The sequence below is a fragment of the Gilliamella sp. Fer1-1 genome (assembly GCF_001690825.1).
GTDB lineage: Bacteria > Pseudomonadota > Gammaproteobacteria > Enterobacterales > Orbaceae > Gilliamella > Gilliamella apicola_C.
Genome location: NZ_LZGX01000069.1, coordinates 1 through 14,808 on the forward strand (window position 1 = coordinate 1; position 14,808 = coordinate 14,808).

Annotated in this window: 13 protein-coding genes; 3 read left to right on the forward strand and 10 right to left on the reverse strand. The window is 36.1% G+C overall.

From position 1 onward, the window contains the following. Position 1 precedes the first annotated feature (1 nt). Positions 2 to 613 carry a GTP cyclohydrolase II gene (gene ribA / locus A9G28_RS08030; protein ID WP_065568142.1) on the forward strand — a complete coding sequence of 204 codons (612 nt, stop codon included), beginning with the start codon at positions 2 to 4 and terminating at the stop codon, positions 611 to 613. A gap of 178 nt (positions 614 to 791) precedes the next feature. Here ribA and A9G28_RS08035 read toward each other — a convergent pair whose 3' ends face one another. The 4 genes from A9G28_RS08035 to zipA all read right to left on the reverse strand — a co-directional run bounded on the left by A9G28_RS08035 (position 792) and on the right by zipA (position 4,765). Further along, positions 792 to 980 (reverse strand): 2-hydroxymuconate tautomerase, encoded by a 189-nt coding sequence (locus A9G28_RS08035; protein WP_065568141.1) that lies wholly within the window; start codon positions 978 to 980, stop codon positions 792 to 794. Positions 981 to 989: 9 nt separating this feature from the next. Next, positions 990 to 1,505 carry an S-ribosylhomocysteine lyase gene (gene luxS / locus A9G28_RS08040; RefSeq protein WP_065568140.1) on the reverse strand — a complete coding sequence of 172 codons (516 nt, stop codon included), beginning with the start codon at positions 1,503 to 1,505 and terminating at the stop codon, positions 990 to 992. A gap of 71 nt (positions 1,506 to 1,576) precedes the next feature. Further along, positions 1,577 to 3,607, reverse strand: coding sequence for an NAD-dependent DNA ligase LigA (gene ligA, locus A9G28_RS08045; protein WP_065580368.1), 2,031 nt, complete (start codon positions 3,605 to 3,607; stop codon positions 1,577 to 1,579). Positions 3,608 to 3,832: 225 nt separating this feature from the next. Next, complete coding sequence (zipA, locus tag A9G28_RS08050) at positions 3,833 to 4,765, reverse strand: cell division protein ZipA (RefSeq protein WP_065580328.1); 933 nt, start codon at positions 4,763 to 4,765, stop codon at positions 3,833 to 3,835. A 402-nt stretch (positions 4,766 to 5,167) separates the two neighbouring features. On the opposite strand from zipA, the gene A9G28_RS08055 reads away from it, so the two are divergent. Then, on the forward strand, positions 5,168 to 6,367 hold the full coding sequence (locus A9G28_RS08055; RefSeq protein WP_065568138.1) for an efflux RND transporter periplasmic adaptor subunit: 1,200 nt from the start codon (positions 5,168 to 5,170) through the stop codon (positions 6,365 to 6,367). 14 nt (positions 6,368 to 6,381) lie between these two features. Further along, positions 6,382 to 9,591 (forward strand): efflux RND transporter permease subunit, encoded by a 3,210-nt coding sequence (locus tag A9G28_RS08060; RefSeq protein WP_065580329.1) that lies wholly within the window; start codon positions 6,382 to 6,384, stop codon positions 9,589 to 9,591. 147 nt (positions 9,592 to 9,738) lie between these two features. Here A9G28_RS08060 and ruvC read toward each other — a convergent pair whose 3' ends face one another. The 6 genes from ruvC to panF all read right to left on the reverse strand — a co-directional run bounded on the left by ruvC (position 9,739) and on the right by panF (position 14,804). Further along, positions 9,739 to 10,227 (reverse strand): crossover junction endodeoxyribonuclease RuvC, encoded by a 489-nt coding sequence (ruvC, locus tag A9G28_RS08065; RefSeq protein WP_065580330.1) that lies wholly within the window; start codon positions 10,225 to 10,227, stop codon positions 9,739 to 9,741. After that, positions 10,227 to 10,970, reverse strand: coding sequence for a YebC/PmpR family DNA-binding transcriptional regulator (locus A9G28_RS08070; protein WP_065568135.1), 744 nt, complete (start codon positions 10,968 to 10,970; stop codon positions 10,227 to 10,229). The genes ruvC and A9G28_RS08070 overlap by 1 nt, the downstream gene beginning before the upstream one ends. 183 nt (positions 10,971 to 11,153) lie before the next feature. Further along, a complete protein-coding gene (fis, locus tag A9G28_RS08075) occupies positions 11,154 to 11,450 on the reverse strand; it encodes a DNA-binding transcriptional regulator Fis (RefSeq protein WP_034883623.1) in 297 nt (98 codons plus the stop codon). 7 nt (positions 11,451 to 11,457) lie between these two features. Next, positions 11,458 to 12,465, reverse strand: a complete 1,008-nt coding sequence (dusB, locus tag A9G28_RS08080; protein WP_065568134.1) for a tRNA dihydrouridine synthase DusB — start codon at positions 12,463 to 12,465, stop codon at positions 11,458 to 11,460. A gap of 37 nt (positions 12,466 to 12,502) precedes the next feature. Then, positions 12,503 to 13,369, reverse strand: a complete 867-nt coding sequence (prmA, locus tag A9G28_RS08085; RefSeq protein ID WP_065580331.1) for a 50S ribosomal protein L11 methyltransferase — start codon at positions 13,367 to 13,369, stop codon at positions 12,503 to 12,505. After that, the gene (gene panF, locus A9G28_RS08090; protein WP_065580332.1) at positions 13,344 to 14,804 is read right to left on the reverse strand and encodes a sodium/pantothenate symporter; all 1,461 of its coding nucleotides are present in this window, start codon (positions 14,802 to 14,804) and stop codon (positions 13,344 to 13,346) included. Before panF ends, prmA begins: the two co-directional genes overlap by 26 nt. Positions 14,805 to 14,808 lie beyond the last annotated feature (4 nt).

The following is a 14,808-nucleotide window of genomic DNA, read 5'->3' on the forward strand; positions in this document are numbered from 1 at the left end:
AATGCAATTAAAACGTGTTGCACAAGCAAAACTGCCAACGCCATGGGGATGTTTTACTATTGTTGGATTTGAAGAAATTGCAACAAAAAAGGATCATGCTGCATTAGTATTCGGTGATATATCCGATGATACACCAGTTCTTACAAGAATTCATTCTGAATGCTTAACTGGCGATGCGCTTTTTAGTTTACGCTGTGATTGTGGTTTTCAGTTAGAGGCAGCTTTAAAACAAATTGCAAAAGAAGGCAAAGGTGTTTTAATTTACCATCGCCAAGAAGGACGTAATATAGGTTTACTAAATAAAATTAGGGCTTATGCGTTACAAGATCAAGGTTTAGATACTGTTGAAGCCAATGAAAAGTTGGGTTTTGCAGCCGATGAACGTGATTTTACCCTATGTGCTGATATGTTGACGTTATTAGGTGTATCTCAGATACGTTTATTAACCAACAATCCAGAAAAAATAAGAGTGCTTGAACAGTCTGGAATTAAAATTACGCAACGTGAGCCATTGGAAGTTGGCGAAAATCCTAATAATGAACACTATTTAGAAACAAAAGCAAGCAAGATGGGGCACTTACTTCATTTGCATCACTGTCATTGTAAACATTAAGCTTTTGGTTAAATAGCGGTCAATTCATTTATGATTGAATGTTTATAAAACAGCAAAAGTTGTTAGAATAAAAAATCTCAAATGTTTTATATTTGAGATTTTTTTACAAAATGTAATATAAGAGCGATTTTAACTTATTGATCTTGTCTGTTTTATCAATAATTTTTTAATGTTAATATCAATCTTTATCACTGCGCAGCACGCCACCATTAGCGATCTGATCTTTTGATATTTCGTGCATGATAATTTGTACGGCTTCTGGCTTGCAGTTGAGGGTTTCAACAATAGCATTAGTGACGCGTTTTGCCATTTCTCTTTTTTGCTCTATTGTACGACCTTCTAAAAAGTCGATAACGACATTTGGCATAGTTTGCTCCTAGTTATTTATTTTAGCTAGTTGTTCATCCGTCAATGCAATTTCATCATTATGACATATGCCAATACCCGATTTTATAATTTGTTCAGCAATGGCTTTGGCTTCATCTAATGAGTGCATTTTATAAGTACCACACTGATATTCGTTTAATTCAGGAATCTGGTCTTGTGATTTTACAGCTAATACTGCATGCATTGATTTTTGCCATGCATCAACAACTAATTCCTCGTTGGGTTTGCCAATTAAGCTCATGTAAAATCCTGTACGGCATCCCATTGGTGAGATATCGATGATTTCAATTTTATCACTGTTGAGATGCTCACGCATAAATCCTGCAAATAAATGCTCTAATGTATGAATCCCTTTTTCAGGTAAATTGTCTTTGTTTGGAATAGTAAAGCGAAGATCAAACACAGTAATGTCATCGCCTTTTGGGGTTATCATTGTTTTTGCAATTCGCACAAAAGGTGCTTTCATTTTTGTATGATCAACTTTAAAACTATCTAATAAAGGCATAATATCCTCCTTGTTTTTTTGATACTCGTTATTTTAATCAACCTATTAATTAGCAACAATAAAATTTATATTTATTGAGCAATTAAATTTAGCATTTCCTGCTCGTCAATCACTTTTATTCCCAGTTCTTGGGCTTTATTTAGTTTAGATCCAGCGGCTTCTCCAGCAATAACTAGATCGGTGTTTTTTGATACGCTACCTGTTACTTTGGCACCGAGTTGCTTTAATTTGTTTTTGGCTTCATCTCGTGTTAAAACCGATAAAGTACCAGTTAATACTATAGTTTTACCTGAAAAAGGTGAATTAGAGTCAGATTTTTGTTCTTGTAGATTAAGATCTTGCCAGTGAATGCCAATTTCATTGCTGGTTAATTGTTCAATAACATCGCGATTATGCGGTTCTTGGAAAAAGTCTATAATGCTTTCTGCAATAACGGCACCAATGTCATTTACTGTTTGTAGCTGTTCAAGTGAGGCATTTTCAATCGCCGGTAAACTGCCAAGCTGGTTAACCAGATTCTCGGCTGTAACTTCACCAACATTGGGAATGCCAAGCGCAAAGATGAAGCGGTTCAATGTTGTATTTTTAGATGCTTCTAGTGCATTTAGTAAATTATTAGCAGATTTTTCGCCAACTTTATCTAAGCTACATAGCATTGGCAGTGTTAGTTTATATAAATCTACAGGCGTTTTAACATAATTTTTATCAACTAATTGCTCGATAAGTTTATCACCCATCCCATCTACGTTCATTGCTCGGCGTGAAACAAAGTGCTTTAAGGCTTCTTTGCGTTGTGCAGGGCAAATTAGACCTCCTGCACAACGTGAAACGGCTTGACCTTCGTCTCGAACTATTTGTGAGCCACAAATTGGGCAGTGCGTTGGAAATATGATTTCTTTTGTGTTTTTGGGTCTTCTATCTAATATAACAGCAACAATTTTAGGAATAACATCACCTGCTCGACGTATTGTTACATAGTCACCTTCACGGATACCTAATCGAGCAATTTCATCACTATTATGTAATGTTGCATTGCTGACAATAACACCCGCCACTGAAACAGGTTTAAGTCTGGCTACGGGAGTAATTGCTCCTGTGCGTCCAACTTGAAAGTCTACTTTGTTTAATTGTGTCACTTCTTCTTGGGCGGGAAATTTAAATGCGGTAGCCCATCTTGGTGCACGAGCAACAAAGCCCAGTTTATTTTGTTGTTCAATGCTATTGACTTTGATGACCACTCCGTCGATATCAAAATCTAATGACATTCGTTGTTCACCAATTTGTTTAAAATAGTCTAAAGCAGCTTGTGCACCTTGACGTTTTTCTACTTTATCACTCACTGGTAATCCCCACGCTTTAAATTGCATTAAGCGATCATAATGAGTGTTAGGTAATGCAACACCTTCGACAATGCCTACACCGTAACAAAAAAAGGTCAGAGGCCGTTTAGCGGTGATTTTAGGATCCAATTGTCTTAATGAGCCAGCGGCTGCGTTACGTGGATTGGCAAATATTTTTTCATTGCGTTTTTCTGCGTCTGAATTGAGTTTTTCAAATCCTTTATGTGTCATAAATACTTCACCGCGCACTTCTAATCGAGTTGGGATATTGTCACCTTTTAAGATTAGCGGAATCATTTTTATGGTTTTTACATTTGCGGTGATGTCTTCGCCAGTTGTTCCATCGCCTCGTGTTGCGGCTTGTATAAAGTGCCCATTTTCATAAAGTAGGCTGACGGCAAGTCCATCAAGTTTGAGCTCACAACAATATTCAACATGTTCATTGTCATTAAAATGAAGACGATCTTTAACACGTTTGTTAAATGCAATAAAACCAGTATCATCAAAGACGTTATCAAGTGATAGCATAGGTATTTCATGCTTTATCGATGAAAATTGCTCTAATGGGGTGCCACCAACCCGTTGTGTTGGTGAATCGGGAGTAATAAGAGCTGGATATTGTTGTTCTAATGTTTGTAGCTGTTTTATTAATTTATCATATTCAACATCGGGAATTTCTGGGGTGTCAAGTACATAATAACAGTACTCATGATGCCTAATTAGGCTTCGTAGCGAGGTCAATTGTTCTGTTATATCTTCAATCGATTCAGTTAAATTTACTGAGTGTTCATTTTTATTCGATAGGGACATGATAATAGGCTCTTAAATTAAAACGTCGGGTTTGGGAATATTATTACAACTTTAATTGAAATAATGTATGACTAAATGAGATCATTTAAATAAACATTTTTCATCAATATTCATTCGCACTCACCAACCGTGGTTGGTGATTTGTGTTAAATTTACTGATAAATATTGATGTTGTGGTTAAATTTTGTTACAAGATTTTTTAATTCGCTCTTTGTAACTATCGATTTTTTGTGGTGTCAGCATATGGTGTTCATCATCTAATACCACACCGTTGACATCATCCGCTATGCGTTGTGCTGTTTGTAACATTAATTTGAAGTTTTGCTGATTGTTACCTTCAGTTGGAGCTATCATAAAAATAGATACCCCTGGAGTGGTAAATTCATGCATGGTTTCAGGATCCAGATATCCTGGTGTGACCATATTAGCTAAACTAAATAATATTGAGCCGTTACCTGCAGGATCTACATGGCGGTGAAAAATTCTCATATCACCAAATTGAAAACCTGATTGCATAATACTTGCAAGTAGTACATCACCTTGAAGTAATTTTCCATTAATACCGGTGACATTTAATACGATAATTTCGGTTGCGGGATCTTCTTCATTTATATCTAGTTTTTCAGGTTTGTTGTTATGGTTAATTTGATTATTGGTATCAATATTAACATCACCATCAACATCAACATGTTTTTCCTTGGTTGTTTGGATTAGATTAAGTTGTTGTTCATTTTCAAAAAGGTCATGATTTTCGTCGATAGCGGGTTCTTTTGCTACGTCTGTATTAATTTGGGGCAGCTCATCCCGATCAGTAAATAAATCATCTTGCTGTGGTATATTTTCTTTTATAGATTCATTGATAATTACTTTATTTTCAACGATTTCATTATTTTTTGTTGTTTTTGGAGTGAGTAAAATTACCTCATCTTCTTCTATATCATCATTTGTAGGAAAGTTTTGATCTTGTTGCGTGCTTTGTGAAAATTTTTCTTTTTTATCTGAACTAAAAAGTGAAGATCGTTCCTTTTTATTAATCCAAAATCCATGGATGAACAATGCAATAATGACTAAGGATGCAACAACAACTAGAACAATACGTAAATTATCCATAATAACCATCTCTGTATTAAATTAAATATAGACTTAAATTATTCAATCATATTTTGAAAAAAATGATTATGGAGTATAGCAATGTAAATATTAATTTCTTTAACAATCTAGATTAATCTTCATTAAAGCAACCCCACCTAGTTTTTAGTATAACATTTTCTTTGAAATACGTTATAGCACTAAAAATTAATTAATATATATTACTTGATTTCTGACAATATTCATAATCATCAATATATATTTTTAATATCATAACTTAGTTCTCCATTTTTTAGAACTCCGTGCTATTAACTTGTAAAGTTACTTACAATTTATGCATATTTTTTGTAAAATCGCCAATTACGTTTAAAGATAAGATCTATTTTTAATAAAATAATTATTAAGTGTACTGAGGTCATTTTTATGAGATTTAACAAGCTATTATTAGCCTTGCCTGTGGCGCTTGCCAGCCTACTTTTACTAACAAGTTGTGATAATGGTAAACCGCAGAGGGGTTTACCAAAGGTAACTGTATTTAAGGTTGAGCCATTAAGTTATACATTAAAAATTAATTTACCAGGTAGAGTTGTCGCATCTCAAATTGCCGAAATTAGACCTCAAGTGAGTGGTATTGTTTTAAAACGTGAGTTTGATGAAAGTTCAAATGTTAAGGCAGGTCAGTCTCTTTATCAGATAGATCCAGCTATTTATCAAGCTAACTATGATAGTGCGGTAGCTAGTGTTGCTAGTGCTAAAGCAAATGCAAATATTGCTCAACTTACTCTTAAGCGTTATGCTGGATTATTAAATAGTAAGTCGATTAGTCAACAAGATTACGATAAAGCTGCCGCTGATGCTAAGCGAGCCGAAGCTGCAGTATTAGTTGCACAAGCGGCAGAGCATACAGCTAAAGTCAATTTGGATTATACGAAAGTGTATTCGCCGATTGATGGCTATATTGGTAAATCAAGTATTACCGAAGGCGCTTTGGTTTCAGCAGGGCAACCTTCCCCATTAGCATTAGTTCAACAACTTGATCCTATTTATATTGATATGACTGAAGCAGCAACTCGTTACAATAAATATCTTCAAGATGAAAATGTAATTTATGAACCAATTAAGAGCAATAATGTTGAACTCTTTTTCAGCGATGGTTCAAAATATCCCGAAGCTGGTACTATTAAATTCTCTGATATGACGGTTAACGAAACAACAGGTACTGTAACTTTACGTTCGCAATTTTCAAATAATGATGGAAAGATTTTACCAGGTATGTTTGTTAAACCTAGACTAACATTAGGCATAATAAAAAACGCTATACTTGTTCCACAAAAAGGAATTACGAGTAATCAATTTGGACAATATACTGCAAAAATTTTAAAACCAGATAATACAGTAGAATATCGCCAGGGTATCCAAGTATATGCAGGAATAGGTGGCTACTGGATTGTAACAAAAGGGATTAATGCAGGAGAAGAAGTCATTATCACTGGATTACTTAATTTAACCGCTGTCGAAAAGCCAATTAAAGATGCCCCTCCAATGAAAGTAACAAAAATAGGTGATCCTGATAAGCTTTCGCAGGAGCAATTAGATGGTATTCTCCAAAATAGTATGAAATAAGGGTAGATTGAATTATGGCTAAGTTTTTTATTGATAGACCAGTGTTTGCATGGGTAATTGCTATCATGATGATGCTAGGCGGTGCCTTATGTATAAAGTTGCTGGCTGTTGAACAGTACCCAGATATTGCTCCCCCTTCTGTAACTGTTAGTGCAACTTATCCGGGTGCTGATGCACAAACTATTGAAAATACAGTAACTCAGTTGATTGAACAAAATTTAACAGGGCTAGATAACCTCATTTATATGAAATCAACCAGTAGTGCACAAGGCTTTGTTCAAACAACATTGACTTTTGCGCCTGGTTCTAATCCTGATTTTGCTCAAGTGCAAGTTTTAAATAAGATAGAGAGTATTAAGTCTCGCTTACCTGAGAGTGTGCAAAAAAATGGCGTATCTGTTGCTAAAAACAATACCAGCTTTTTAAAAGTTGTTGGTTTTTATTCAACTAATCCGAAAAAAACACAGGCTGATATAGCTGACTTCGTCTATTCTACTGTGCAAGATCAAATTCGACGAGTTCAAGGGGTGGGTGATACTCAATTATTTGGTTCTGAATATGCTATGCGTATCTGGCTTGATCCCAATAAATTAACCTATTTTAATCTATCAATTGAAGAAATTATTGCAGCCATTCAAGCGCAAAATGCACAAGTAACCGCTGGACAGTTAGGCGCTTTACCTGTAAATGAAGGGCAAGAACTTAATGCAACCATTACCGCACAATCGCGTTTAAAAACACCTGAACAATTTCAAAATGTTCTTGTTCGAGTTAATACCGATGGTTCTAACATTTTATTAAAAGATGTGGCAATCGTTGAAATTGGCGCGTCGGATTATAACTTTATCTCTCATTATAATGGCAATGTATCAGCTGGTCTCGGGATATATTTAGCAACGGGCGCTAACCAATTAGATACTTCGGTAAAGGTAGATAAAAAATTAGAAGAGTTATCTCAAATTTTTCCAGAAGATATTAAATATTCTTTTCCATATGATACAACTCCATTTGTTAAGTTATCCATTAACAATGTAATTCATACATTAATTGAAGCAATCATTTTGGTTGTTATTGTCATGTATGTGTTTTTACAAAATCTTCGATCGACACTTATACCTACCATTACTGTACCTGTTGTATTATTAGGGACATTTGCGATCCTCTATATTTGTGGATTTACCATTAACACCTTATCCATGTTTGCTATGGTACTTGCGATTGGATTGTTGGTGGATGATGCAATCGTTGTTATTGAAAATGTTGAACGTATCATGCACGATGAGGGGTTATCGCCTTATGATGCAACGGTTAAATCAATGGAGCAAATCACTTCAGCATTAGTTGGGATTGCTGTTGTTTTATCTGCTGTATTTGTGCCGATGGCGTTTTATGGTGGTGCTGCAGGGGGAATCTATCGCCAGTTTTCAATTACCATAGTAACGGCAATGGGATTATCAGTATTGATGGCGATTATATTGACGCCGGCACTTTGTGTGCAGATTTTGAAAGCGCCGTCTAAAAATAAAGTTAAGAAAACTTCATTAGGTGAGAAATTAGAGTCGGTCCCTCCATTTAGTTGGTGTTCAACAGGCACTAAACGCTTTTTTAAGTGGTTTAACCACTTTTATGATAAAAGTTTACGTTCTTATGAGAAAAGCGTTATTAAGGTTATCCGTAAGCCTATAATTGCTTTTGTTTGTTATGCTTTAATACTGGTTGGATTGTTATTCGGTTTTAACCGTTTACCTACAGGTTTTTTACCCAACGAAGATCAGGGCGTGCTTTTGGTTTTAGTTGAATTACCACCGGGTTCCACATTAGAGCAAACCATGTCAGTTTTAAATAAAACCTCTCGTTTTTATACTGAAGAAAAAGTAAATTCTGTTGAGGAAATATTTACTGTTGCTGGTTTTAGCATGGTTGGTCGTGGGCAAAATATGGGGATGGGTTTTATCCGATTAAAAAATTGGGATGAGCGCAAACGTGCCGATCAAAAAGTTAACGCTTTAGTTGGAGACGGCATGAGATTTGCGTCAACCATAACCGAAGGTCGTGTAATTGTAACTAATTTACCAGCAGTGCCATCTTTAGGTATGGCTAATGGTTTCTCTTATATGCTTAAAGACACTGCGGGATTAGGGCATCAAGCATTAGTTGCTGCGTTTTTCCAAATGCTTGAGCAAGCCTCTCATCATCCTGATTTGCAACAAGTACGTCCGGCTAGTATGTTAGATGTTCCTCAATATAAAATTAATGTTGATTTTGAAACGGCTCAAGCCCTTGGTGTCTCAGTCAGTAGCGTCAATACTGTATTATCAACCGCTTTAGGTTCTGCATATATTGATGACTTTGTTTATAATAACCGTGTAAAAAAAGTTTACTTACAATCAGAAGCACCATACCGTATGTTGCCTGATGATTTTAGTTATTGGCATGTCAAAAATAAAAATGGGCAAATGGTACCTTATGATGCATTTGCGAGCACATCAAAAACTTATGGTTCACCCTCTTTAGAACGTTATGATGGTGTAGCAGCAATGGGTATAAGTGGTTTAGCTGCGCCTGGGATGAGTTCTGGTCAAGCAATGACTGTGATGGAAGAATTATCAAAACAGTTACCAAAAGGTTTTACATTTGATTGGACAGGCATTTCGTATCAGGAACGTCAAACAGGTTCACAAACAACGACACTTTATATTATTTCAATCATTGTGGTATTCTTGTCACTAGCCGCATTATACGAAAGCTGGACAGTACCTATTTCGATTTTGTTCATTATTCCTCTTGGTATTTTGGGAACTGTTTATGCAACGATGTTTAGAGGACTTGATAATGATATTTACTTTATCGTTGGTTTATTGACCACTATGGGGCTGTCAGCTAAAAATGCTATTTTGATTGTTGAATTTGCCAAGGATGCGCTTGAAAAAGAAGGTAAATCGTTAATAGATGCAACACTTGAAGCTTGTCGTTTGCGTCTACGTCCAATTTTGATGACTTCATTTGCCTTTATTCTTGGTGTACTACCGCTAGCATTAAATAGTGGTGCTGGTTCTGCAAGTCAAAATGCAGTAGGTACTGGGGTAATTGGTGGTATGTTAACAGCAACATTTTTAACTATATTTTATGTGCCGTTATTCTTCTTATTTATAACTAAATTATTTACTAAACATAAAAATAAAGCTGTGTTACCAACCAACTGCTCAAAAGCAAAAACTGAATAGTTAGTTTTAATGCATGTACCGAATTGCATATTGGGCATGCATTTTCAATGCGATATTAAGATAAAAAATACGCCAATTTATTGGCGTATTTTTTTGTCTATATTTTTTGTTTATAGATGTGTACCATTACTTGATATTTAGTATATGTTACTTACGGGACTGTATTAACTGTTGGCTGGTATGCGCGTGGGTAATTGCTATAGCTAAAGCGTCAGCAGCATCGGCTTGCGGGCTAGCTGGTAATTTTAATAATAATTTTACCATATGCTGTACTTGTTTTTTATCTGCAGCACCAGTTCCTACTACACACTGTTTAACTAAACGAGCAGCATACTCAAAAACGGGTAAATTATTATTAACCGCAGCGACAATAGCAGCACCTCTGGCTTGACCTAATTTTAACGCAGAGTCGGCATTACGAGCCATAAATACTTGCTCAATAACAAATATATCGGGTTGAAATTGGAGTATAATTTCACTGACACCTGCATATACCCGTTTTAAACGAGTAGGCAGATCATCAACAGAAGTACGGATACATCCACTGCCAAGATAGGAAAGTTGACGCCCAGTTTGACGGATTACACCGTAACCCGTCAAACGAGAGCCAGGATCGATGCCAAGAATAATGGCCATTAGAGCGTTGCTGCGACCTCGTCAGAAACTTCACCGTTATGATAAACTTCTTGAACATCATCGCAATCTTCGAGCATATCAATCAGACGTAATAATTTTGGTGCAGATTCAATATCAAGATCGACTTTTGTTGCTGGGATCATTGATACTTCAGCGGCTTCAGCAACTAATCCTGCTGCATCAAGTGCATCTTTTACTTCACCAAATGTTTCAGGTGTGGTAAAAACATCAATAGCGCCATCATCGTAAGTAACAACATCATCAGCACCTGCTTCAAGCGCAGCATCCATCACTTGATCTTCATTGGTACCCGTCGGATATGAAATAACTCCTTTTTTGGTAAATAAATATGAAACTGAACCATCAGTACCTAAATTGCCACCTGTTTTAGTAAAGGCGTGGCGCACTTCTGATACGGTACGATTACGATTATCACTTAAGCATTCAACCATGACAGCAGTACCAGCAGGGCCATAGCCTTCATAAATGATTGTTTCCATATTGCTATCATCTTCACCACCAACACCACGAGCAACGGCTCGATTCATGGTATCGCGGGTCATATTATTTGATAATGCTTTGTCCATTGCTGCACGTAACCGTGGATTTGACGCTGGATCGCCGCCACCAAGTTTTGCTGCGGTTACCAACTCACGAATAATTTTGGTAAATATTTTACCGCGTTTTGCATCTTGCGCTGCTTTACGGTGTTTGGTATTGGCCCATTTACTATGACCTGCCATAAAATTCTCCAGATTAAATAATTTTAAAATCGCTGTATTTTAACAAACTTTTACTTAAAATTCATTATCAATATGTCTATTCATGTTTGATAGATTGATTATAGTGATTTTTTAGTTGTTAGCAAAAAAGCGCCTTATGTTAAGGCGCTTTTTTGTCATAGTATAATATAAAACAATAGGTGATTAACTCATTCCATACTGTTTTAGTTTTTTGCGTAGTGTACCGCGGTTGATACCAAGCATGTTAGCTGCTCTAGTTTGATTACCACGTGTATATTGCATAACCATATCAAGGAATGGATGTTCAACTTCAGCTAACACTAACTCATAGAGATCAGTAGGGTCTTCACCATTTAATTGAGATAAATAGTTTTTTAAAGCTTGCTTCACTGAATCCCGCAAAGGTTTTTGTGTTATTTGGTCTTGAGAATTTACAGTCGTAAATTTAAGTGCTGCAGCTGTAACGCGTTGTTCTGACATAGTATTCTTAACTCTTTGGGTTATTTCTAATTTGACTAAAAAATGCTTTTAGTGTGCTTACTTGCTCACTTGTATTGCTAAGTACACTAAAAAAGCGCCTGAATTGATCGCTGTCAGCATAATTCTTGGTATACCAATTTACATGCTTTCTGGCAATCCTTAATCCTTTGTATTCTCCATAGAATTGATAAAGCTCATCAAGATGCGATAACACAACTTGTTCTACCTCATCAATACTTTTATTTTTTTGTAACTGTCCATGTGTTAAATAGAATGCAATTTCTTCAAATATCCAAGGTCTCCCCTGTGCCGCTCGACCGATCATTATAGCATCGGCTTGCGTATATTGAAAAACATCTTTTGCCTGTTCGGGTGTACAAATATCTCCATTGGCAATTACAGGAATCGTAACATTTTCTTTAACTGCCTTAATCGAGTCATATTCAGCCACACCGTTGAATAAGCATGCACGTGTTCTTCCATGAATAGTAATTGCCTTTATGCCACAATCCTGTGCAATTTGTGCGATTTCAATGCAATTTCTATGATCTTTATTCCATCCAGTCCGCGTTTTTAATGTTACCGGCACATCGACTGCACCGACAACTTTCTGCAAAATATTTTTAATAAGTTTAGGATACTGCATTAAGGCAGATCCAGCCAATTTTTTATTGACCTTTTTTGCAGGGCATCCCATGTTAATATCAATTAATTGGGCGCCATGTTTGACGTTAAACTCAGCAGCCTTTGCCATTTCATCAGGATCTGAACCGACAATTTGTACTGCACGAATACCAATATCATCACTTGCTTTCATTCGCAAAGCTGATTTATCAGTATGCCAAACATCCGAATTTGCTAAAAACATTTCTGAAACTGTCATACCAGCACCAAATCGATAACATAAATTACGAAATGGTTTATCGCTGATTCCAGCCATTGGTGCTGCAATTAAATTATTCTTTAATTTTACTTCACCAATGCTAAGCAAATTAAGGTCGGCTATATTACGCATTTTTTTTCTAACTTAAAAGGGGGTAATGTTATTTTTTTTACTTTTTTTTGCCAGTGATACGGCACCACTCTTCTTGTTCAACTACAGGGTCTAGTTCAAAATGGGGTTGATAAGCCATACAAACACTAGATGATTGGCTAGACAAAATACCAGATAACCCTAGCTTACCTTGTGGTTTTACTAATTTGCTTATATGTGGCTCAAGCTCTTTTAATGGCCCAGCTAAAATGTTGGCAACAACAACATCTGCCTGTAAATCATTAGGGATATCTTTTGCTAAATAGAGTTCTAGTTTTTCGCTAACATCGTTACGCTGTGCATTGTCTCGGCTAGCTTGGATGGCTTGAGGATCGATATCAATACCAATGACACGTTTTGCACCTAATTTTAGTGCTGCAATGGCTAAAATACCTGATCCGCAACCATAATCAATAACCAATTTATCTGTAAGATCTAAACTATCGAGCCAAGTTAAGCATAATGCAGTAGTTGGATGAGTACCTGTGCCAAATGCTAAGCCTGGATCCAACATAACATTAACTGCGTTTGAATCGGGTACCTTGCGCCAGCTTGGGCAAATCCAAAGGCGTTTACCAAATTGCATAGGATGAAAGTTATCCATCCACTCACGTTCCCAATTTTTATCTTCTAATTGCTCAATTTTGTAAGAATATTGTTCAATATTTAATATTGTTTTTAATTCATCAATGTCTGTTTGCGCATCATATAACCCAATAACATCGGTATCTCCCCAAAGCTTAGTTTCACCCGGTAAAGGTTCAAAAACAGGATTATCATAAGTATCTTGAAATGTGACCGATACTGCACCTGATTCTTCTAACTGTTCGCTGATTTGTTCAGCAAGTTTGTTAGTTGTGTTAATTTTGAGTTGAATCCAAGGCATAATTTTTCTCTCTATTACAAAATATACCAAATATATTGGCTATAATAAAAACAATTAATCCAATAGTTAAAGATGGCACAATTGGATGAAGTGATAGTAGTTTAATATTATAGCCAGCTAATAATGTGTAACTCACTGCTCCAGCAAGCATTGAGTAAAGCGCACCAGTTGCATTGGCTTTTTTCCAATATAATCCAAGGACTAATGGCCATAAAAATACTGCTTCAAGCCCACCAAAAGCGAGTAAATTTAGCCAAATTATCATATCTGGTGGATTCCAAGCAGCCAAAATAAGTAATCCGCCAAAAATAAAGGTGATAATAACGGATAGGCGAGTTAGCGTTTTATCACTATAGCTTTTACTATGTCTTGTGCTTAAAAATAGGTCTTTAATTATTACCGATGAAACTTGTAATAATTGAGCATTAATTGTTGACATAATAGCAGCAAGTGGCGCAGCCAAAAAGATTCCAGCAGCAAAAGGGGGTAATACCTTGATGATCAATGTCGGCACTATTTGATCAGGAATTGTTAGATCATCAACAATAGCACGACCTAAAGCGCCAGATAGGTGCATTGTTAGCATGATAATGGTAACAACAATAGTACCAATAATAATCCCCTGATGTACAGCTTTGCTGTCTTTATAAGCCATACAGCGCACAGCGGTATGAGGTAAACCAACTACACCAAAACAGACTAATATCCAAAATGAAGCCATGAACGGAAAATCCATAAAATCATTTGGTCCTTGTGGTGTTAGCAGTGCGGGATCAATTTGTGCTAATCGAGTGATAATTGCCGTAATTCCACCACCATTATAAATGATAGCCCCAAGTAATAATATAGCACCAATGATCATTATTAAACCTTGAAATGCATCATTTAAAATGCTAGCTCTAAAGCCACCAAAAGCGGTGTAAATTACAGTGCCAATACCAAATATTAATAATCCAGTATGATAAGGAATACCAACTGAAGATTGAAGTAAGCGAGCACCACCGACAAATTGTACTGTCATTGCGCCAATAAAGGCAACGACAAGCGCTATGCTTGCAAACCAAACAATAAGTTTACTTCGGTAATGGGCATAGAGCATATCACTTAAGGTAATTGCATTATATTTACGTGCTAAAATCGCAAATTTTTTACCTAAAATACCAAGTGAAAGTAAAACGGTAGGGACTTGAATCATGGATAGCAATACCCATCCAAGGCCAAGTTTATAGGCTGCACCAGGACCACCAATAAACGAGCTGGCACTAATATAAGTTGCAGCTAATGTCATGGCGAGTAGAAATCCACCCATAGTTCGATTACCAATAAAGTAATCAGTAAATTGATTTACTTTTTTGCGTTTAACATAAGCATAAATTGATAACGCAAATACAAAAATAAGGTAGATAACAAGCGGTAAAATAATATCAAAATGCATTGGT